Source organism: Undibacterium sp. RuRC25W (assembly GCF_049339825.1).
Classification (GTDB): Bacteria; Pseudomonadota; Gammaproteobacteria; order Burkholderiales; family Burkholderiaceae_D; genus Undibacterium.
The window spans coordinates 40,862-61,337 of record NZ_JBMPPD010000012.1 but is presented as its reverse complement, the minus strand read 5'-3'; the positions used below and the strand labels follow the sequence as shown (position 1 = coordinate 61,337).

The 20,476-nt window shown below is 60.3% G+C and carries 26 protein-coding genes; 24 read left to right on the top strand and 2 right to left on the bottom strand.

All coding sequences use genetic code 11. The annotated features are described in order from the left end of the window. The first annotated feature begins 34 nt into the window (after window positions 1-34). The 16 genes from ACO0KV_RS07710 (at window position 35) to ACO0KV_RS07635 (ending at window position 12,169) form a co-directional block, all read left to right on the top strand. Window positions 35-2,062, top strand: a complete 2,028-nt coding sequence (locus tag ACO0KV_RS07710; protein ID WP_423041526.1) for a hypothetical protein — start codon at window positions 35-37, stop codon at window positions 2,060-2,062. Then, window positions 2,059-2,298, top strand: a complete 240-nt coding sequence (locus tag ACO0KV_RS07705) for a hypothetical protein (protein ID WP_423041524.1) — start codon at window positions 2,059-2,061, stop codon at window positions 2,296-2,298. The genes ACO0KV_RS07710 and ACO0KV_RS07705 overlap by 4 nt, the downstream gene beginning before the upstream one ends. A 106-nt stretch (window positions 2,299-2,404) precedes the next feature. Next, the gene (locus ACO0KV_RS07700) at window positions 2,405-2,668 is read left to right on the top strand and encodes a helix-turn-helix transcriptional regulator (RefSeq protein ID WP_423041522.1); all 264 of its coding nucleotides are present in this window, start codon (window positions 2,405-2,407) and stop codon (window positions 2,666-2,668) included. 11 nt (window positions 2,669-2,679) lie between these two features. Beyond that, complete coding sequence (locus tag ACO0KV_RS07695) at window positions 2,680-3,165, top strand: hypothetical protein (protein ID WP_423041520.1); 486 nt, start codon at window positions 2,680-2,682, stop codon at window positions 3,163-3,165. Continuing rightward, window positions 3,162-3,452: a hypothetical protein gene (locus ACO0KV_RS07690; RefSeq protein ID WP_423041518.1), complete on the top strand. Its 291-nt coding sequence runs from the start codon at window positions 3,162-3,164 to the stop codon at window positions 3,450-3,452. The genes ACO0KV_RS07695 and ACO0KV_RS07690 overlap by 4 nt, the downstream gene beginning before the upstream one ends. Further along, window positions 3,449-4,198: a BRO-N domain-containing protein gene (locus tag ACO0KV_RS07685; RefSeq protein WP_423041516.1), complete on the top strand. Its 750-nt coding sequence runs from the start codon at window positions 3,449-3,451 to the stop codon at window positions 4,196-4,198. Before ACO0KV_RS07690 ends, ACO0KV_RS07685 begins: the two co-directional genes overlap by 4 nt. Next, window positions 4,198-5,046 carry an ATP-binding protein gene (locus tag ACO0KV_RS07680; RefSeq protein WP_423041514.1) on the top strand — a complete coding sequence of 283 codons (849 nt, stop codon included), beginning with the start codon at window positions 4,198-4,200 and terminating at the stop codon, window positions 5,044-5,046. Before ACO0KV_RS07685 ends, ACO0KV_RS07680 begins: the two co-directional genes overlap by 1 nt. Continuing rightward, the gene (locus ACO0KV_RS07675; protein ID WP_423041512.1) at window positions 5,043-5,687 is read left to right on the top strand and encodes a hypothetical protein; all 645 of its coding nucleotides are present in this window, start codon (window positions 5,043-5,045) and stop codon (window positions 5,685-5,687) included. Before ACO0KV_RS07680 ends, ACO0KV_RS07675 begins: the two co-directional genes overlap by 4 nt. Window positions 5,688-5,699: 12 nt before the next feature. Beyond that, window positions 5,700-6,203 carry a DUF6511 domain-containing protein gene (locus tag ACO0KV_RS07670; protein WP_423041510.1) on the top strand — a complete coding sequence of 168 codons (504 nt, stop codon included), beginning with the start codon at window positions 5,700-5,702 and terminating at the stop codon, window positions 6,201-6,203. Then, entirely contained in the window at window positions 6,200-6,931 is a 732-nt protein-coding gene (locus tag ACO0KV_RS07665) for a PD-(D/E)XK nuclease family protein (protein WP_423041508.1), read from the top strand. Before ACO0KV_RS07670 ends, ACO0KV_RS07665 begins: the two co-directional genes overlap by 4 nt. Window positions 6,932-6,933: 2 nt before the next feature. Continuing rightward, window positions 6,934-7,188, top strand: a complete 255-nt coding sequence (locus tag ACO0KV_RS07660) for a hypothetical protein (RefSeq protein WP_423041506.1) — start codon at window positions 6,934-6,936, stop codon at window positions 7,186-7,188. Continuing rightward, a complete protein-coding gene (locus ACO0KV_RS07655) occupies window positions 7,185-9,476 on the top strand; it encodes a phage/plasmid primase, P4 family (protein WP_423041504.1) in 2,292 nt (763 codons plus the stop codon). The genes ACO0KV_RS07660 and ACO0KV_RS07655 overlap by 4 nt, the downstream gene beginning before the upstream one ends. 140 nt (window positions 9,477-9,616) lie before the next feature. Continuing rightward, complete coding sequence (locus tag ACO0KV_RS07650) at window positions 9,617-10,081, top strand: crossover junction endodeoxyribonuclease RuvC (protein WP_423041502.1); 465 nt, start codon at window positions 9,617-9,619, stop codon at window positions 10,079-10,081. Between the two features lies 1 nt (window position 10,082). Beyond that, window positions 10,083-10,292, top strand: a complete 210-nt coding sequence (locus tag ACO0KV_RS07645) for a hypothetical protein (protein ID WP_423041500.1) — start codon at window positions 10,083-10,085, stop codon at window positions 10,290-10,292. A gap of 4 nt (window positions 10,293-10,296) precedes the next feature. Beyond that, window positions 10,297-10,704: a DUF6362 family protein gene (locus ACO0KV_RS07640; protein ID WP_423041592.1), complete on the top strand. Its 408-nt coding sequence runs from the start codon at window positions 10,297-10,299 to the stop codon at window positions 10,702-10,704. Window positions 10,705-10,915: 211 nt separating this feature from the next. Beyond that, window positions 10,916-12,169: a site-specific DNA-methyltransferase gene (locus tag ACO0KV_RS07635; RefSeq protein ID WP_423041498.1), complete on the top strand. Its 1,254-nt coding sequence runs from the start codon at window positions 10,916-10,918 to the stop codon at window positions 12,167-12,169. Here the strand turns inward: ACO0KV_RS07635 and ACO0KV_RS07630 are convergent. Both ACO0KV_RS07630 and ACO0KV_RS07625 read right to left on the bottom strand, forming a co-directional pair. Beyond that, a complete protein-coding gene (locus ACO0KV_RS07630; protein WP_423041496.1) occupies window positions 12,151-12,636 on the bottom strand; it encodes a DUF3489 domain-containing protein in 486 nt (161 codons plus the stop codon). The genes ACO0KV_RS07635 and ACO0KV_RS07630 overlap by 19 nt on opposite strands. Before the next feature lie 16 nt (window positions 12,637-12,652). Next, window positions 12,653-13,048 (bottom strand): hypothetical protein, encoded by a 396-nt coding sequence (locus tag ACO0KV_RS07625; protein WP_423041596.1) that lies wholly within the window; start codon window positions 13,046-13,048, stop codon window positions 12,653-12,655. Here ACO0KV_RS07625 and ACO0KV_RS07620 point away from each other — a divergent pair. The 8 genes from ACO0KV_RS07620 (at window position 12,970) to ACO0KV_RS07585 (ending at window position 20,472) form a co-directional block, all read left to right on the top strand. Next, entirely contained in the window at window positions 12,970-13,347 is a 378-nt protein-coding gene (locus ACO0KV_RS07620; RefSeq protein ID WP_423041590.1) for an HNH endonuclease, read from the top strand. The two genes, ACO0KV_RS07625 and ACO0KV_RS07620, sit on opposite strands and share 79 nt — an antisense overlap. A gap of 104 nt (window positions 13,348-13,451) precedes the next feature. Then, on the top strand, window positions 13,452-13,913 hold the full coding sequence (locus tag ACO0KV_RS07615; RefSeq protein ID WP_423041494.1) for a phage terminase small subunit P27 family: 462 nt from the start codon (window positions 13,452-13,454) through the stop codon (window positions 13,911-13,913). A gap of 8 nt (window positions 13,914-13,921) precedes the next feature. Beyond that, window positions 13,922-14,536, top strand: coding sequence for a hypothetical protein (locus tag ACO0KV_RS07610; protein ID WP_423041492.1), 615 nt, complete (start codon window positions 13,922-13,924; stop codon window positions 14,534-14,536). Beyond that, complete coding sequence (locus ACO0KV_RS07605; RefSeq protein ID WP_423041490.1) at window positions 14,523-16,235, top strand: terminase large subunit; 1,713 nt, start codon at window positions 14,523-14,525, stop codon at window positions 16,233-16,235. The genes ACO0KV_RS07610 and ACO0KV_RS07605 overlap by 14 nt, the downstream gene beginning before the upstream one ends. Next, on the top strand, window positions 16,235-17,530 hold the full coding sequence (locus tag ACO0KV_RS07600; protein WP_423041488.1) for a phage portal protein: 1,296 nt from the start codon (window positions 16,235-16,237) through the stop codon (window positions 17,528-17,530). The genes ACO0KV_RS07605 and ACO0KV_RS07600 overlap by 1 nt, the downstream gene beginning before the upstream one ends. Then, complete coding sequence (gene sppA, locus ACO0KV_RS07595) at window positions 17,520-18,467, top strand: signal peptide peptidase SppA (protein ID WP_423041486.1); 948 nt, start codon at window positions 17,520-17,522, stop codon at window positions 18,465-18,467. Before ACO0KV_RS07600 ends, sppA begins: the two co-directional genes overlap by 11 nt. Window positions 18,468-18,594: 127 nt before the next feature. Beyond that, entirely contained in the window at window positions 18,595-19,986 is a 1,392-nt protein-coding gene (locus ACO0KV_RS07590) for a phage major capsid protein (protein WP_423041484.1), read from the top strand. Window positions 19,987-20,016: 30 nt separating this feature from the next. Further along, entirely contained in the window at window positions 20,017-20,472 is a 456-nt protein-coding gene (locus ACO0KV_RS07585) for a hypothetical protein (protein ID WP_423041482.1), read from the top strand. Window positions 20,473-20,476 lie beyond the last annotated feature (4 nt).

The following is a 20,476-nucleotide window of genomic DNA, read 5'->3' as shown; positions in this document are numbered from 1 at the left end:
GGACGGCCGCTCAGTATTGTTCAAGGAGCATTGAGTGGCTAAGAAATCGCAAAAAAATAGCAAGCACATCGCGGATCTGATCAATTCAGCAACGGTGAGGTCAATTACGTTGCTGGCGCATGTCGATAAATTTGCATTCCTGGGTGTTATCGACACGTCCAAACCAGAACCCCTGGCCCGTGCCGATCTGCTTGAGGCCATGCCTTCGGTCAAACGAGAAGACATCACGATCGCTGACCAAGAGGCAGTGCGACTCCTTCAATTGCTGCACTTTCGCACTGAGGAAATGCTGGAGCACGCCTTCAGGGAAATCGAATTCGAGAATCATCCGGAGATCGGCACGTTTGAAAAAACGGCGGATGCGATGACCCGCCTGATCTGGCTGCGTGTGAAAGCCCAGCGTATCTTCGATCAGATAGAAACCATCTACCTCACACATCACTTTCACGGGCATAAAAAATTTCTCGGATTCACCGTGAGAGACGGCGACGGACGCGATTTTGTGTGGACACCGGAGGTCGCGGAAAAGCTGCACGAGGGTGTCGGTGAAATTCTCGGTCTTGATGACGAGTCCAAGAAAAGCTGCGAGGTCATCCATTTTGAGATGGATGACGGCGACGAAACCGGGAAGCGCCGGCTCCACTATCTGGTCGTCTATCACCCAGGCAAGATGAAGTTGCTGCGCCAGATGAAGGACCGACGGCGCGACCTGTTCCTATTCACGCCCGCGCTTGAGGCAACGCTGGTGTACGACCCCGCCGAAAACAAAGTGCACGTGTTATCCGACAAGCAAAACACCGCCAAACGTCTAGCGGACCAATTTGCGGCGATCGGTTTCGAGAAGCCTCTGTCCAAACAGCCGGTGGATGCCGTCAATTACGAGCTGTCAATGTTCAAGAAGGCTGTGGATCTCAAATCGGCAAAGGCCACTGGTGCCGTAATTTTGGATGGGTGGATTTCGTCGTTATCGGTGACGCTTGGCCATACGCGTCACAGCATTACGCTGGCGCTTAATGGTAACGACAACGTCTGGGGAGTTTCTGATCAGCACTTTGGCGAGCGCAACCCATTGTCGAGTTGCCGCTCCGTGCTGGAGGCAAAGCTGTCGTTCGTGATCCGATTTGATGGCGAGGAAGAAAATCGCGCCCTCGACATCACGATTGGTCAGCGCGGTTCCTGCAATCTGCTAACGTTTCCCGACCCTCGGATGCGTCGGTGCGGCGAAGATATTTTGACCTCGCTTGGCGTCAGGACACGCGTCGAACCGGCCAAGGTTGGTGCGGACTTGGCGCTGTTCCGCGCCGAGATGAAGCTGCTTGATCTTGCTGTTGATGAGGTTGACGGTCACTTGCTGATGGCGCTTGACCTGCCTGTGACCGATCTTGTGACCAAGGGGCTGCTGAAGAAGAAAACGCCAGGTGAATACATCACCCTACCCGTCGATGGTGATGACGATCAACAGGGCTTCCGACGCCTCAAGGTGAATTTCAACAGCGCCAACACCTGGGCCCAGGACGAGCTCACGGGTGAGCGTTATGAGCTTTCCGAAGGAGACCTGTGCCGGTACACGGTCGACAAATCCTATCTGCGCGAACGGCTAGATCAAGTGCTCAGACAGCAACTTGTCGACGTACCGCTGACAGTGGATGAACAGGAACCCTACGTGCTCGGCAACTATCGCATGGGCGATCAGCGTCTGCCCGTCGCGCTCGTGTCGCGCCTCTGGGAGGCCAAGCACGCCGATAAAATGGACACTGAGCTGCGGCAGTCGAGTCTGGGCTTGACGATCGTACTGACCACCACGCCGGGCTTATCGCGCCGATACCTTGGCCCCGGAATTGTCGTATCGCTTGACACCTTGGTGCAGGAGGTTAACGGGCAGGTTTCGATTGACCTGTCTCGGGTCGATGGTGAGGTGCGCCGCCGCCAGAACGCTGCCATCGTGACCGATGTGCCGCGTCTGATAAAGGACGACGCACGCAGCGGTGTGCTGGTGGGCCCGTGGTCAGACCCCTGGACGCTGACAAAAAGGAATGGATCGACGTGGTCGAGGTCTTCGTGAACAGTTGGGAATCCGGTCGGCGTAAGTGGACACGGCCGCAGATCGAAGCGGCGTCTGGGGTTACGTTCCGAACGATGGCCGAGCTTTTCCGTGGCGCGCCGGAATGGCAGACCTACCTCCGTGGTGCCAACGGCAAGGCGAAGTCACGTTTGTGGGAGTTAAACATCGGCACTCCAGATCAGCAGGTTGTAGCAGAGGAAACAGACGCGATTTCCGCCGAGCCGGAAATCGTCTGAGGAAATCGGCCATGTAATTTCTGCGTGATTTCAGCGGGATTACTGCGAAATATCGCAGGGTGATACGCGAGGTAATAGGAGCACTTCAACGAAAGGAGTGCTCCAAATGCAAAATCAAACCCCCTCTGTTCAACGCAGTAAAAATTTTACCCGTCCGAATCCGGACACAGTCACCCGCATCGCCCTTGACGAAAACGAGCTCGCCGTCCGCTGGGGGCTCTCTGTCAAAACCCTGCGCCGCTGGCGCCAGGAACAACTCGGCCCCGTCTTCTGCAAGCTCGGGGCTCGTGTCACCTACCTGATTTCCGAAATCGAGGCCTTCGAGCGTCGCGTCTCGCGCCACTCGACCTTCGCTCGTGCGTACCAGTGAGGGAGATGACCATGACCGACATGACCATCTTCCCCGCCGACATTGCCGAGATGTCTGTAAGCCAATTGGCGGCGTTGTCCCCAGCCCAGAAGCAGGAAATCAACCACAACCTCGACACCGCCATCGATTGGCTGAAGAAGGCGCGCGCCAAGTTCGATGCCGCAATGGAGCAATCCTATGGCGAGCAGGCACGCGCCACCCGACTCGACGCTGGCAAGGATTTCGGCGCCGTCCACTTCACCGACGGTCCGCTGCGAATCACCGCCGATGTCTCCAAGCGCGTGGCGTGGGATCAAGCCGCACTGGCCGATTTCGCCCAACGCATCGCTGCCACCGGCGACAAGGTCGCTGACTTCATCGACATCGACTACTCGATTTCCGAGTCCCGCTTCAACGCCTGGCCTTCGACTCTGAAGGAAACGTTCGCCAAGGCCCGCACCGTCAAACCCGGCAAAGCCAGTTATCGCCTTGCCCTTGTACAGGAGAACCAAGAATGAAAACCCCAACCCTGCATCAAACACTTCAGGCCAAGCTCGGCGGCTTCGTCGGCGAGCACCTTGCCACCAGCATCCGCTACGAGGACCGCTACGGCAACACGGTCGAGAAACCCTTGCTGGACGCCACCCTCGACGAGGTTGCGTTTGCGATCCAGTCCCTGAACCGCGAAAGCTCGGCGATTCATCGCCGCCGCAATGCTCTCGAAGCGCTGTACACGCTTGCGCGTGAGCACACCTACCCGGGTGCCGAAACGGTTGGCGATATCGCCGTGGGGGTGACGAAATGAACCAACTCGTCGCCTTCAACTTTGAATCCAGTAATGTACGTGTCGTCATGGGTGACAACGGCGAACCGGCGTTTGTCGCAGCCGATGTGTTGTCTACGCTGAACCTCGACCGTAAAGCGCTGGAGCGTCTCGACGATGACGAAAAGGGGGTGAATTCAATTCACACCCCTGGCGGCCCGCAGGACATGACCGTCGTGAACGAGTCCGGCCTGTTCAATCTGGTGCTGGGCAGTCGCAAGCCCGAAGCCAAACGCTTCAAGCGCTGGGTCACCCACGAAGTGCTGCCTTCCATCCGAAAAACCGGGTCGTATGCGTCAGTCGGGTCGGTTGCTGCATTGCCCGCTCCTACGCAGGACAAGGTCAACGCCCTCCTGTCGATCGGCGAGGCCATCGCCCGCGTGCCCGGGGTGAAACCCGGTATTGCCATGGCGGCGACGCTGACCGTGATTCATGAGAATACGGGTCTGGCCGTCGAATCCCTGCGCAAGGTACTGCCGGCGGCTAACGAGCCAATCTGCAGTCTCAATCCCACGCAGGTCGGTGAACGTGTGGACATGTCGGCGCGTGCCACCAACACACGGCTGCAGTCCTTGGGCTTTCAGTTCAAGAACGACCGCGACGAATGGGAGCTGACCGACGCCGGCCAGCAGTGGGCAGAAGCGCTGCCGTTCTCGCGCAACGGACATTCCGGCTACCAGATTCTCTGGAATCCGGCCGTGACCGATCTGATCCGCGAGGTGGCGTGATGGCACTGCCAATCATCTCCGCCGAAGAACGGCTCAAGGAACGTCACAGCGCCAAGGTCGCATTGGTCGGCCCGGCTGGCGTCGGCAAAACCTCCCAATTGCGCACGCTGCCGGCCGGCACCACCCTGTTCGTGGATCTCGAGGCCGGCGACCTGTCGGTGCGGGATTGGACCGGCGACACGGTGCGTCCGCGCACCTGGCCGGAGTTCCGCGATCTGGTGGTGTTCCTGGCCGGGCCCATGCCGACCGCCAGCGCTGAGCAGGCTTTCTCGCAGGCGCACTTCGAGCACGTCTGCACCAAGTTTGGCGATCCGACGCAGCTGGCCAAGTACGACACCTACTTTGTTGACAGCCTGACCGTGCTCTCGCGCCTGTGCTTTGCCTGGTGCAAGACCCAGCCGCAGGCCTTCAGCGAGAAGACCGGCAAGCCCGACAGCCGAGGCGCGTATGGACAGCTGGGTCAGAAAATGATCACCGCGCTCACGCACCTGCAGCATGTCCGCGACAAGCACGTCATCTATGTCGCCATCCTCGAAGAGAAGATGGATGACTTCAACCGGCGCTTCTACCAGCTGCAACTGGAAGGCAGCAAGACCGCGCTCGAGTTGCCCGGCGTGCTTGATGAGGTCGTGACGCTGGCCATCCTCAAGGCCGACGACGGCACCAACTACCGGGGTTTTGTCACCCGCGCCGACAACCCGTTCGGTTACCCCAGCAAGGACCGCAGCGGTCGGCTGGACGCCATCGAGGAGCCCCACCTCGGAAAACTCATCGCCAAGTGCCTGGGCCAACAACCGGCCCCGGTCGCACCCGTACTGCTGACCCCATCAATCAAGGACCCATCATGAACGCCAATACAGCCAGCAACTGGAACGATTTCAACGACGCCGAAGCCCAGCACGGCGCATTCGACCTGATCCCCAAGGGCAGCGTCGTGCCGCTGCGCATGACCATCAAACCGGGTGGCCATGACGACCACAGCCAGGGTTGGACCGGCGGGTATGCCACCGAGTCCTTTGACACCGGCGCGGTGTACCTCGCCTGCGAATTCGTCGTCACCGGCGGGCCATTCGCCAAACGCAAGATGTGGTCGAACGTCGGCCTGCACTCCGCAAAGGGTCCGACCTGGGGTCAGATGGGACGCAGTTTCATCCGCGCCGCGCTCAACAGCTCACGCAATGTCCATCCACAGGACAACACGCCGCAGGCATCGGCCGCACGCCGGATCAACAGTTTTGCCGATCTGGACGGCATCGAATTCATCGCCCGGGTCGACGTGGAAAAGGACTCCAAGGGTGAAGACCGCAATGTAGTGAAGATCGCGATCGAACCAGATCACAAAGATTACGCGGCATTGATGGGTGGCGTGCCCAAGAGCCCGACGGGTGGTGGCAATTCCGGCGCCCCTGCACAAGCGACCCCGGCATTCGCTGCCCCGGCGCGTGCAGCCCAACCCTCTGCGACCGGCAAACCGGCGTGGGCACAGTGATGCGAGCCCGCCATGAAATGCTGGGTCTGCTCACGTCAGGCACGCGGCTTCGGCCATACGGAAAACCGGCACCGGGTGGGCGACCCCCGGCGTTACCCGATCGACTGGGTGTTTTGCTCATGCCGCTGCCAGGACGCGTTTCACACGCTGTACGGGTCCTGGACCCGTGCGCTGGACCAGGGTCTGCCACCGGAGGCCGCCATGGTTGATGCCACGCCCCTGGAAAAAGCCGCCATGCGCATGTGCCTCAAGTTCTTCGGTGAAGCGGCGGCCACCATCGGTTTCGACAAGCCCCTCGGGGCTTACTCCGAAGCAGAGGCGCTGTCCGTGATCGAAGCCATCGTCACAGCCTATGTGGACGAGATGGCCGCGCAGCATGAACGGAGCAAATACCCGCCGGTGCGCATGCTCGGTGTGACGCCGGTCAATGACCCGATCCGCGAGTCGGTACCGCCGCTGTCCGAGAACCCGTTTGCCGACATGGTGGACGACCTGCCTTGGGAGACGTCGCCATGATCGATTTCAATTCATCGGCCAGTCTCTCGGGCCGACTGCAGGAACTGTTCGACATTGCGCTGGAAGCCGAACGGGATGCCACTCCGCCGCGCGAGTACCTGGGCGCGTCGCGTCTGGGCGCAGCCTGCGAGCGGCAACTCCAGTACGAGTACGCCAAGGCACCCGTGGATCACGGCAAAGGTTTCTCCGGCCGTCTGCTGCGCATCTTCGAACGCGGCCACCGCACCGAGGACATGGTGATCCGCTGGTTGCGCATGGCGGGTTTCCAACTCAAGACCGAGGACGCCAATGGCCACCAGTTCGGATTTTCGGTGGCCGGTGGTCGCCTGCGTGGCCACGTCGATGGCGTGCTGATCTCTGGACCGGATGGCTTTGCCTACCCATCGCTGTGGGAGAACAAATGCCTTGGTGCCAAGTCCTGGCGCGATGTCGAGAAACACAAGCTGGCGGTATCCAAGCCCGTCTATGCAGCGCAGATCGCGCTGTACCAGAGCTATCTCGAGTTGCACGAACACCCGGCACTGTTCACCGCCGTCAACGCCGACACGATGGAGATCTACGCCGAGCTGATCCCGTTTGATGCGGGGTTGGCACAGCGCATGTCTGATCGCGCCGCACGCGTGATCACGGCCAGTGAGGCGGGGGAACTGCTGCCGCGCTCGTTCACCGATTCCACCCATTTCGAATGCAAGTTCTGCGCGTGGGCAGACCGTTGCTGGAGGACGTAAGAATGACTGACCACACCCATCCAATTACCGGCGCCGAGCCGATGATCGATGCCAAGCAGGCAGCGTCAGCACTGCGTCTGCCGTACTACTGGTTCGCTGACCAGGCGATGCGCACCAAATACCGCATTCCTCACTACCTGATGGGTGGCTTGGTGCGCTATCGATTGTCCGATCTGTCGGCGTGGGCCGCGCGCAGCACCGCAGTCCAGGGCCGAGACGATCAGTCTTCGGACACGTCTGCGGGGGACGCTGAATGATTGACTTCAATGACACAAGCCATCCCGCAGATCACAACCGGGACACTGAACGTGACCAGATTCGCGCCGACTTGATCGCACGCCTGGAATCCGTGTTGATTACGCTGTTCCCGGCTGGCAAAAAGCGCGGTACCAAGTTTCTGATCGGCGACACACTGGGCAGTCCTGGCGACAGCCTGGAGGTGGTGCTCAACGGTGAAAAAGCCGGCCTGTGGACAGATCGCGCGACTGGCGACGGTGGTGATGTTTTTGCACTGATTGCAGCCTGCCTTGGCACCAGCGTCCATAACGACTTCCCTCGCGTACTTGACGAGGCAGCCGATTTACTGGGACGCGCGCGCTTGGTCCCGGCACGCAAGGCTAAATCTGCGTCAATGGTCGACGACCTCGGTCCGGCCACTGCCAAGTGGGATTACTGCGATGCTGCCGGCAAACTGATCGCGGTCGTCTATCGCTACGACCCACCCGGAGGGAAGAAGGAGTTCCGGCCATGGGACGCCACGCGCCGCAAGATGGCGCCACCCGATCCCCGCCCGCTGTACAACCAGCCCGGCATGGTGGTTGCCGATCTGGTGGTGCTGGTCGAGGGCGAAAAGTGTGCACAGGTGCTAATCGACATTGGCATTTGCGCGACTACGGCCATGCATGGTGCCAATGCACCCATTGAGAAGACCGACTGGTCGCCGCTGGTCGGTAAGGCCGTGCTCATCTGGCCGGACAAGGACAAGCCGGGTTGGGAGTACGCTGATCGGGCCGCACAAGCCATCCTCACGGCCGGGGCTGCGAGCTGCCACATCCTGTATCCACCCGAAGATGCTCCGGTAGGGTGGGACGTCGCAGACGCACACGGCGAGGGTTTTGAGGTTGCCGGCTTCATTGTCCACGGCCCGCGCATTCAGATGCACCGGATTGGCGATGAACCCGGACCTGAAACTGATACCAGCGCGGGCGAGGAAACGGTCTGGGGTACCGAGGACGCACTGGCCCTGAGCTTTACTCGCCGCTATCACCAGGACTGGCGCTATGTGGCGGCATGGGGCAAGTGGCTGGTCTGGGATGGCCAGCGTTGGCGTTCGGAAGACACCCTGGCGGCGACGGATCTCGTTCGCCACGTTTGCCGCCACGCGTCGGTCAAATCCAGCAATCCCAAAATCGCAGCCAAGCTCGCAGCGGCCAGCACCGTTTCCGGCGTCGAGCGCCTGGCGCGTGCTGACCGGCGTCATGCGGCCACGACCGACGAATGGGATGCCGATCAGTGGCTTTTGAATACGCCAGGCGGCGTGATCGACCTGCGGCATGGCCGGATGCGGCCACACGACCGGCTCGATCGCATGACCAAGATCACCACCGCCACGCCACGCGGTGACTGCCCCATCTGGCGGCAGTTTCTCGATGAAGTGACCGGTGGCGACAAGGCGCTGCAAACCTATCTGCAACGCATGGTCGGCTATGCCCTGACCGGATCGACGCGCGAACACGCCTTGTTTTTTCTTTATGGCACGGGCGCAAACGGCAAGTCGGTATTCGTGAACACGCTGGCCACCATTCTTGGTGACTACGCCACGAATGCACCCATGGACACCTTCATGGAAACGCGCACCGACCGGCATCCAACCGACATGGCTGGGCTGCGCGGTGCCCGCTTTGTGGCCGCTATCGAAACCGAGCAAGGTCGGCGCTGGGCGGAATCCAAGGTCAAGAACCTGACCGGCGGCGACAAGATCTCGGCGCGTTTCATGCGTCAGGATTTTTTCGAGTTCTTTCCGCAGTTCAAGTTGTTCGTGGCGGGCAACCACAAGCCAGCGATTCGCAACATCGATGAGGCGATGAAGCGGCGCCTGCACCTGATTCCGTTCACGGTGACCATTCCGCCCGAGCGACGCGACAAGCATCTGCAACAGAAATTGCTGGCCGAGCGCGATGGCATTTTGGCGTGGGCGCTGGACGGATGTCTCGCTTGGCAGCGTCTGGGTCGCCTCGAGCCGCCGCAACAGGTGATGGACGCGACTGAGGAGTATTTCGAGGCCGAGGACGCGCTCGGCCGCTGGCTGGACGAGAACTGCGTTCGCGTTCCCAACGCCAAGTCGCTGACGGCCGAGTTGTTCAACGACTGGAAACAATGGGCCGAGGCAGCTGGTGAATTTATCGGCTCGCAACGTCGATTCTCCGATCTGCTTATGACGCGCGGGCTGGAGAAATGGCGCAACGGCGTGGGCATTCGTGGGTTCCAGGGCATTGGCCTCAAAGCTCCGCCCACGCCTGCCTACACCCCCTACGCCGACAACTGACCCCTATGCAAATTCACGGGTCTGACGCAGCTGACGCTTTTCTACGTAACTCTCTACACGTGCGCGTGACGCGCGCCTCATGGAGGGTTTCGACAGACTCCGTCAGCTGCGTCAGGCCAAAACAAAAAAGGACGGAAATCATGACGCAGATCATCTTGGCCCTGGACCTGGGCACCACCACCGGCTGGGCCTTGCGCCCGAGTGACGGAGACATGGCTCACGGATTCGTGAGTTTCCGCCCGCAACGATTCGAGGGCGGCGGCATGCGCTTCCTGCGGTTCAAGCGTTGGCTGTCGGAAATCCATTCCACGGCGAACGACATACACGCGGTGTATTTCGAGGAAGTGCGCCGACACGTTGGCGTCGATGCCGCACACGTTTATGGCGGCCTGATGGCCACGCTTACCACCTGGTGCGAGCACCGCAACATTCCGTACCAGGGCGTACCGGTCGGCACGATAAAAAAGCACGCTACCGGTAAAGGCAATGCCGGCAAGGATGATGTGATCGCGGCCATGCGTGCAAAAGGCCATCCGGTGACGGACGACAACGAAGCTGATGCCCTGGCCTTGCTGCATTGGGCGATCGACACCCAGGAGGCGTGACATGAAAATCCCTCCATCGCGCTACCCGTCTCCCCTGGGCCGCATGCAGCCCGAACCCGTCGACCTTGACGCCGTCAAACAGCGTGGTTGGCAGGATCAGCACATTCTCGTGGTCAACGAGTCGGATGCGCGACTCGATTTCGTCGAGCGCGAGATTGTCCGCCGCATCGGCGAACGGCTCTACGGATCGAGAGGGCCACGCCGTGATTAGAGCCCTGAACATCTGGACCATCGATGACGTGGCCGTGCGATTCGAGGAAGCCGCGACCACGGGCCGGCGGTTGCCCCCTGTGCGCGTGCAGGGCTATTTCAATACCTGGCCGCCAATCGTGCGACAGCAGTGGGAAGTGTTCGCAGCGGATGGCGCCGTATATCGATCGTTTCCGCCAGACCCCAAAGATGTGGACCGCATGCTGGAAACGATGCAATGGGTGCTGTGGCTGGAGATTGAGCAGCGCCATCTGGTCTGGATGCGCGCCAAACGGTATGGCTGGCGCGACATCACGATCCGTTTTGCCTGCGACCGCTCGACAGCGTGGCGTCGCTGGCAGAAGGCGCTGGAGATCGTCGCCACGAATCTCAATGCTGGCCAACCTTCCAAAATCCTGAGCCATGTAAGGTAATGCTTGCCGCGTTTGTCCTCGTTTTGCCCAGCTTGTCCGTTTTAGGGTACTTTGGTCGTGCAACAAAACAGCCCGTTTGAGGGTACTATTTCGGCTATCTTCTGGACAGACGTGTGAGCAGTGCCAAGTGGCATCGCAGAACGACTGGCCGACACCATAAACCCGCTCTGAGCATTGTGCTTTCAGCGGGTTTTTTCATTTCCGGATACCCATGAGCGCGCTGCAGATTCACTACCGACCCATCGACTCGCTGATCCCGTATGCCCGCAACGCCAAGCAGCATTCGGATGCGCAAGTGGCGCAGATCGCCGCCAGCATCCGCGAGTTTGGATGGGGCGCACCGATTCTGGTGGATGGTCAGAACAATGTGATTGCGGGCCATGGCCGTTTGCTGGCAGCGCGCAAGCTCGGCATGGCAGATGTTCCGGTCGTGCCGCTGGAACATTTGACCGATACCCAGCGCCGGGCATTGATCCTGGCCGATAACAAGATTGGTGAAAACGCCTCATGGGAAGATGAACTGCTCGGCATTGAATTGGCGGAATTGAAAGAGGCTGGCTTCGACCTTGGTCTGACAGGCTTTTCCCCCGAAGAGTGGGAAGCGTTGATAGCTGGCGACAATGCCACTGACGGTCTCACCGATGATGATGCAGTTCCCGAGGTAACCGAAACGCCCATTTCCAGAACCGGCGATGTATGGCTGCTGGGCGAGCACAAACTGCTGTGTGGCGATGCCACCAAGTCCGAGGACTACCAGACGCTGCTCGGTGACGAACTGGTCGACATGACGTTCACTGATCCGCCGTACAACGTGAACTATGCGAACACGGCCAAGGACAAGATGCGCGGCAAGAATCGCCCGATTTTGAATGACAACCTCGGCGACGGATTCGGGGCGTTTCTCGTTGCTGCATGCCAAAACATCCTGACCGTCACGAAGGGTGCGGTCTACATCGCCATGAGCTCCTCGGAACTCGACACCCTGCAGTCGGCCTTCCGCACTGCTGGTGGCAAATGGTCGACGTTCATCATCTGGGCCAAGAACACATTCACGCTGGGACGTGCCGATTACCAGCGCCAATACGAGCCGATTCTGTATGGCTGGCGCGATGGCACCGATCATTTCTGGTGTGGCGCCCGCGATCAGGGCGACGTCTGGAATATCAAGAAGCCGCAGAAAAATGACCTGCACCCGACGATGAAGCCGGTGGAACTGGTGGAACGTGCTGTGCGCAACAGCAGTAAGACCCAAGACATCGTTCTCGACCCCTTTGGCGGCTCAGGAACAACGCTGATCGCCTGCGAAAAAACCGGACGTCGGGCACGACTGATTGAGCTCGATCCGCAGTATGTCGATGTGATCGTGCGTCGCTGGCAGGACTACACCGGACAAGCAGCAAAGCGCGCCAGTGATGGCGCGACATTCGGACTTTCATCCGAGATAGATCAACCGGCGATCGTGTAAATCCTCTCGCTGCCTTGTTGCTTGCTTGACGTGATTTCCAGCCCGAGTTTCTTCTTGAATGTGCCGGCAAACGTGCCGCGCACTGTATGTGCCTGCCACCCCGTTGCAGCGCAAATTTGCGCGATGGTCGCGCCCTCAGGACGCTTGAGCATCGCGATCACCTGGGCTTGCTTGCTGCCGGTGTTGTTGTTTGTGCGGGTGCATGGCGTGGCCGATTCGATGACCGCGTCGATCGCTTCGACGCTGACTGGCGCCTTGCGTGGGATACCGAGCGCGTCGTAACCCTCGGCTGCGACAAACCAGTCCTTCTGGTCTGTGGTGATGAGGGCGCGATTGACGAGCCCTGCGAGGACCTTGTTGCGCGCACCTCCTTTGATGTTCTCTGGAAACCAGACGATCTTACCTTCGGTGTGCTGATGCGCGTAGGCCAGGATTGCGTGTTGGGCGGGTGTGAGTTGAGTTGTCATGTGGATCTCCTGAAATTCAGACGTTGTGGATTTGCTTGGCGCGATCGAAGCCGACCCAGACGCCTTGGTCATCGAGACCGCGCGAGGCGAGTTCTTCGCGGGGCGGTCGGTTGAGATCAATTTCACCGCGCGCTGCGGCGGCGAGCACTTTGGTCAGAGCGACCTGGATGAAGCCGATCTCATCGACGGTGAATTCGTTGCTGGTGTAGGACATGGTTTTTGTTCCTCTGGGTGGTTGATGGTGATCGTATGAACGCTTCATTTCCGCGAGAAGCCAAGCGGAATCTCCCAGGAAATCGCTTCTTTTTTGAATCCGTTGAAAATCCGCCGCAGATGCCTCGAAGCGCGCCAACTCCTTGTCGGTACCCGGGTTGTTCAGCCGTGCTGGCTGTGCCCGGCTACTGCGAGACACACCGCTCCGTCATTCACCGTGACTACGGCCAAAAACGTCGCGGCTTCGATGCAGAAGTCGGCTTCTATCAGTCGCGCGATTGGCGGGCTGTACGTGCCGCACACCTGACCACACACCCGTTGTGTGTGGCCTGTGAGGCCGCCGGTCGCGTTGTTCCGGCCAAGGTTGTGGATCACGTCCAACCGGTCAAGGAAGGTGGCGCACGCTTTGATGCTGCCAACCTGCAGTCACTGTGCGTGTCCTGTCACAACGCCAAGACCGCACGCGAAAGCGCACGACGCAGGCCCATACCCCGGTAGGGGGGTGAATTCTTTGGCATCGCGTTCGAGCGATGCGTGCGCTCAGTCAAATTTTTGTGCGTGCAAATTGAAACAGGGGGGACTCCCCCCAGGATGGAATCGTTATGGCCGGTCGCAAACCGCTGCCCACCACAGTCAAGCAAATCAAAGGCACGCTGCAGAAGTGTCGGACCAACTTGCGCGAGCCCAAACCGCAAGGGGAATTGGTCGAGCCGCCCGAGTACATGAGCGAGGGCGCGAGGTCGGCCTGGCGCTATGCACTGGAATGTGCGCCGCCGCACCTGTTGAAGAAACTCGACATGTCGGTGCTGGAAGTGTGGGCATGTGCGGCCGATCTGTATCGCAAAGCGCAAGCTGGCATCAACAAGACCGGATTGCTCATCAAGGCGCCTAACACCGGCGTGCCGATGCAGTCCCCGTATCTGGCGATTGCCAACAAGCAGGCGCAGATCATGACCAAGGCCGCCACCGAAATGGGATTTACTCCAGCCTCGCGTTCGCGCGTCACGCTGCCGATGGAGGCGGCGGACGACGATCTTGATCCCTGGGCGGACATCGCGGGATAGACGGACTGATGGCAACCGAAGCGCGCATCGATGTTCATCTGCTCACCCTATACGAGCCTGCCCAATGGCGCGAGGCCTGCATCGCCAGCCTCGCGGGCGCACCGATTCAGTTGCACGTCTTGCCGGGGATTCCGGGCCGCATTGGCGAGGCTCGGGCCGCTGGCTATACACAAGGCATCTTGCCCCTGGTGTCCTACGTCGATCCCGACGACCGGTACGAAGCGAGTGCCTTTACGCAGCTGGCCGATGCGCTGGATGCCAACCCGCAGGCGGTGATGGCCTACACCGACGAAACGCTGACCGACGAAAGCGGACGAGACATCGCCGTGCGGCGTCTGACCTACAGCCGCCGGCAGCACGCCAACAGTGCCAGCCATGTGCACGGCCTGATCGTGATGCGTCGATTCGCCGTCGAGGCCGTGATCAAGGAAACCATCGACATCAAAAGCTTTTCCGACTGGCTGCTGACGCTGCTCGTTGCCAAGGGGGGCGATGTGCTGCACCTGCCCATCATCGGACGGCATTGGCGACAGCACCCGCGCCAAGGCCACCGCATAGGCGACCCGGAAGCGGTCCGGCGCGTTCGCCAAGCCTCAAATCTCTGGACTGATGACAACCTCTAACTACGTCACCGTCGCCCGTCGCTACGCCGAAGCCGTGGTTGCCGGAGAAATCCTGGCTTGCCGCTGGGTGCAGCGGGCCTGCCAGCGGCAACTGGACGACTTGGCCCGGTACGCGGGCAAGGCCAGTCCCTACCGCTTCAACCCGAAGCTCAAGGACAAGGAAGGCCGGACATTTCAGCCGGCCGACAACCTGTGCGCCTTCATCGAGCGGCTGCCGCACGTCAAAGGCCCTCTGGCCGGAGAGCCGATTAGCCTGGAGCCCTGGCAGGTGTTCATCCTCTCCACCGTATTTGGCTGGATGAAGCCCGATGGCAAACGGCGTTTTCGGCGCTCGTACATCGAGGTGCCGCGCGGCAACGCCAAATCGACACTGTCCTCGGCGCTGGCACTGTACATGCTGGCTGCTGATGGCGAAGGTGGTGCCGAGGTGTATTCGCTGGCCACCACGCGTGACCAGGCGCGCATCGTGTTTGGTGACGCGCAGACCATGGCACGGCGCAGTGCGGGTTTTCGGAGTCGCTTTGCGGTGAACGTCGGCGCGCACAACATGCATGTGCTGGCCAGTGGCTCGAAGTTTGAGGCGCTGTCCGCCGAAGGCTCGACCCTCGATGGATTGAATATCCATTTCGGCTGCGTCGATGAACTGCATGCGCATAAAACGCGCACGGTCTATGACGTGGTCGAGACCGGTACCGGCAAACGCGACAACTCGCTGCTGTGGGTGATCACCACCGCCGGCAGCAACCGCGCCGGCATTTGCTACGAGGTACGCACCTTCGTCACCAAGTTGCTCGACGGAGTGGTCCAGGATGACAGCCAATTTGGCATCGTCTACGGACTGGATGATGGCGATGCCTGGGACACCGAGGCGGCGCTGATCAAGGCCAATCCGAACTGGGGAATTTCGGTGCGCCCGGAGGTGCTGGGGCCGCTGCAGGCCAAGGCCATGCAACTGCCTTCCGCCATCAACAATTTCAAGACCAAACACTTGAACGAGTGGGTCAACGCCGACACGGCGTGGATGGACATGCGGGCATGGGATGCCTGCGCCGATTCCGGCCTGGATCTCGATGCTTTCGAGGGACAGCCATGCTGGATCGGACTGGATCTGGCTAGCAAGACCGACATCGCGGCGCTGATGCTGATCTTCCAGCATCCGGAGATCGCGGACGCCTACGTGGCGTTCGGCAAATACTACCTGCCGGAGGACACGGTGAATGGCGCCGGCAACAGCCAGTACCCCGGCTGGATGCGTACCGGGCGACTCACGGTGACACCGGGCAACGTGATCGATTTCAGCTGGATTGAGGCCGACCTGCTAGACATGGCCTCGCGCTTTGGTATCCAGGCCGTGGCCTTTGATCCATTCCAGGCCACACAACTCTCAACCCGGATGTTGTCCGAAGGACTGCCCATGATCGAGGTGCGGCCGACAGTGCTCAATTTCAGTGAACCGATGAAGACCGTGGAAGCCTTGGTGCTTCAGAAAAAACTCATCCATGACGGCGACCCGGTTTTGGCCTGGATGGCCAGCAACGTGGTGGCGCATCTGGATGCCAAGGACAACATCTATCCGAGGAAGGAGCGCCCGGAAAACAAGATCGATGGCATCGTCGCGCTGATCATGGCGATCTCGCGCGCCATCAAACCGGGAGATGGCATCGTGATCGACAGCAGCTACGAACTGATGGTGCTGTGATGGGCAGGATTGCAGATTTCTTTCGGTTCAGGGGTGGACCCCGGGCCGACTCCGATGACCGCAGCCCGTGGGGTTCCTTCTGGTTCGAGCCGGTCACCATGCGCACTGTCAGTGGCGCACGCATCTCCTCAGAGTCAGCGATGCGGCTCTCAAGCGTTTATGCCTGTGTACGCATCCTCGCTGAGAGCATGGCGTCGCTGCCGTTCATTCTCTACCGCCCGGGTCAGGGCGGAGGCAAGGTTGTGCTGCGCAATCACTGGCTCTATCGCCTGTTCTACATCCGCCCGAACCAGTTCCAGAATCCCTTCGAGTGGCGCGAGATGCTGATGGGCCATCTGGCGCTGCGCGGCAACGCGTTCTGCCGCATTGTCAGCAACGCCAAGGGAGAAATCACCGACCTGATACCCATCCACCCGGATCGCATCAGCCTGGTGCTTTCGCAAAACAGCGCCGACGAATACAGTTATCGCATCATCGACCGGCTCGGCAATCAGCTGGTGCTGCCACGCGGCGCAGTCTGGCACCTGCGCGGATTGTCCAGCGACGGCATGCTTGGGCTCTCGCCCATTGAAATGGCACGCGAAAGCGTCGGGCTGGCGCTGTCGGCGCAGGACTATGGCGCGCGGTTTTTTGACAACGATGCCAAGCCCACTGGTGGCTGGATTGAATACGCCGGCACCTTCAAGGACAAACCCGCGCGCGACAATTTTCGGGAGTCATATCAGAACGCTCAGGGCGCGATGAATCGCGGCAAGGTGCTGGTGCTCGAGGCTGGCATGAAGTACCACGAGGTCGGCGTCACCAACAAGGAAGCCCAGTTTCTCGAGCTCAGGAAATTTCAGGTCACCGACATCGCACGTCTGTTTCGCGTGCCGCCGCACATGATCGCGGATCTTGACCGGGCAACCAATAACAACATCGAGCAGCAGTCCATCGAGTTTGTGCGCTACACCATGCGACCGTGGGCGGAACGCTGGGAAGCCAGCATTCGGTCCGACCTGATGCTCGACGACGAAGGCCTCGACTGCGAATTTGATTTCGCGGCGCTGATGAGGGGTGACGCCAACAGTCGTGCCACCTATTACTCGGCGATGGTCAGCATGGGCGCGCTGACGCGAAACGAGGTGCGCGTCGCAGAGAACTACACACCGCTGCCCGGCCTGGATGAGCCGCTGGTGGCGCTCAACATGGGGATGACTGGCACGAACCAGCAACCCGCCAAAGCGCCGCCACCCGACGATGACAACGCCGAACCCAACAAGATCAACACCGAAGAAGATGACGATGAAGCATGAGATGAAGGGTGAACTACTGCTGGCCGAGTTTCTGGCAACGCCCTGGGCATTGATGCCCGAGCGCCTGAATGCACTGACGGCTGTACTGGGGCGATGGTCCAGAAGTCAGCCTGCCGGTGACGATGTCCTGGCTCAGGTCATGGCCGATCGTGAGGCCCGTCAGGCGAAACGCCAGATGGCGCAATCAGCCGGTGGTGCTGGCATTGCCGTGCTACCGCTGTACGGCATCGTTACCCAGCGCGCCAATATAGTCGACGACGTGTCCGGCCCCGGCATGACCAGCACACAGATGTTCGGTGCTGCCTTGCGCCAGGCGCTTGCCGATGACACGGTCGGCCAAATTCTGATCGACATCGACAGTCCTGGCGGCAGTGTCTATGGCGTGGCCGAGCTTGCCGATCAGATTCAGTCGGCGCGCGCCAGCAAACCCGTCGTCGCAATCGCTAACAGTCTGGCGGCGAGTGCCGCGTACTGGATCGGCTGCGCCGCCGGCGAGTTCTATGTGACGCCCGGTGGCGAGGTCGGCTCCATTGGTGTCTGGCAGGCGCATTTCGATTACTCGCAGGCGATCGCTTCTGAGGGTGTGAAGCCCACGCTGATTTCTGCGGGCAAGTACAAGGTCGAGGGCAATCCGTATGAGCCATTGAACGACGAAGCACGCGGCTTTATGCAGTCACGCGTCGACGACTACTACGGCGCATTCACCAAGGCTGTTGCCAAAGGGCGCGGCCTACCGGTTGCCAGCGTGCGCGACGGGCTCGGCCAAGGTCGGGTTCTCGGCGCTGACGCCGCCGTCGAGCAAAAGATGGTGGATGGCATCAGCACCTTCGATGACGTTGTGACCCAAATGCAAAAGCGCGCGCGTTCGCCCAATCGCACTGTTGGCCGAGGGGCATCCCGCCTCACGCAAGCGAGAAATGCGCTTGCACTCATTTGACCTGATTTGATTTTTTGCCTGCCTGCATTGACCGCATAAGCAGGCCAACCGAACAGCCGCCCTGGGAAACCTTGGCGGCTTTTTTCTTACCCGCCTTTGTGCGGGTTTTTTTATTGGAGAACCCGCAATGAGTAAACAACTCCGCGAGCTGCAAGCTCGCAAAGCCAACCTCGTCAAGGACGCACGCGCCGTAACCGACGCTGCTGTCGCTGAAAACCGAGATCTCTCGGCCGATGAGGCTGCACGTTTTGACACCCTGCGCGCACAGATTGAAACGGCGTCCGCCGCGCTCGATCGCGAAATGACATTGATCGCCGAAGAAGCCCGCTCGGCCAGTGTTACTGCCGCGCTGGCGGCCAGTTCGTCGTCCGCGCCGTCCGCTGCCGCGCATATTCTCAGTGTGCCATCCGGCGCCGGCTTGATTTCCGTCACCGAAAACCGCGATCTCGATCCTCAGCGTGGCTTTGCCAGCATGGGCGAGTTCTTCCGGTCAGTGCGACAGGCCGAAGTTGCGCGGCGCACCGGTGGCGCGGTCGATGAACGACTGTTGGGCGGCTCTGGCATGAATGCCGTTGCCCCCGGCTTGGTCGCCAACGAGTCCGCTGGTGTCGACGGCGGATTTGCAGTCCCACCCCAGTTTGCACAGGATATTTTTACGTTGTCTCTGGGCGAGGACGGCCTGTTGCCGATGACAGATAACGTCGAAATCTCCGGTAACAGCATGTCCTTCCCGAAGGATGAAACCACACCTTGGGGCTCCAACGGCGTGCGCGCCTACTGGCAGGGCGAAGCATCTATCACGCAAGCCACCAAGCCGCAACTGGGCCTGACCACTTTGCGTCTCAAGAAACTCATGGCGTTGGTGCCAATCACCTCGGAACTGCTCGAAGACACCAATGCGCTCACCTCGTATCTGCCCAAGCAGATCGCCGAACGCATTCGCTGGAAAACCAATGAAGCCATTTTGAACGGACAGGGTGATGGCGTGCCACTCGGCGCCTTCCAGTCCGGCGCTGTGATCACCGTACCCAAGGATCAGGGACAGGCGACACAGACCCTGACGCTGTCGAACCTGCTCAATATGCAGTCGCGCTTTATGCCGGGTTCAGAGAACAAGGGTGTGTGGATCATCAACAAGTCAGTCCAGGCGGCGCTCTACGGTATCACCTGGAACGGCATGCCCGCCTTCATGCCGATCGGCTACCAGGTCAATCTGGGCGGCTCGCTGGCACAGGTTCAACGCAATACTTTGCTTGGTCTGCCGGTGATCTTTTCGCAGCACCCTGCAGCGTTCTCTGCCCAGGGCGACGTGATGCTGGTGGACCTGAACTATTACCACACGATCACCAAGGCAGGCGGCCTGCAAACCGCCACCAGCATGCATCTTTATTTCGATGCCGATGCAGTGGCCTTTCGCACCACCTTCCGCATGGACGGGCAAAGCAAGATCGCGCAGCCCGTTGCGCCAGCCAAGGGCGCGGCCACCTTGTCACCTTTTATTCAGCTCGGCGCGCGCTGATCTCCATTTCCCCACATCAAAGGACATCTCATGAGCTATCCCAACTCCAAGGGCTCGGAACAGTTCGCCATCATTGGCCGAACCGGGCCTCTGAACGCCAATGCTGGGCAATCCGCCTGGATCGCCGTTGGCAATTTTCACCGGCTGCTGGCGCTGGTTGATACCGGCGCCAACATGAACGGCATTCTCAACGCGCAGTTGTTGCAGGCGTTGGATGCCACTGGCACAGGAGCTAAACCGATTACCGGTGCCAATGGCCAGGCCAAGGCACTGAGCCCGATTGCGGCAGGCGCCACGGCCAACATTCAGGCGCTGATCGACTGCTCCGTGGACGAGCTCGACACCAACAACGGCTACGCCTTCGTTCAGCTGCAAATTGCCGCCTCATCTGCCGGCCTGTTCGCCGGGCTGCTGCTAGGCATCAACGCGCGGTTCGAACCAGCCAATTCACTCAATGCGGCCAGCGTTGCACAGATCGCTGGCTAAACAG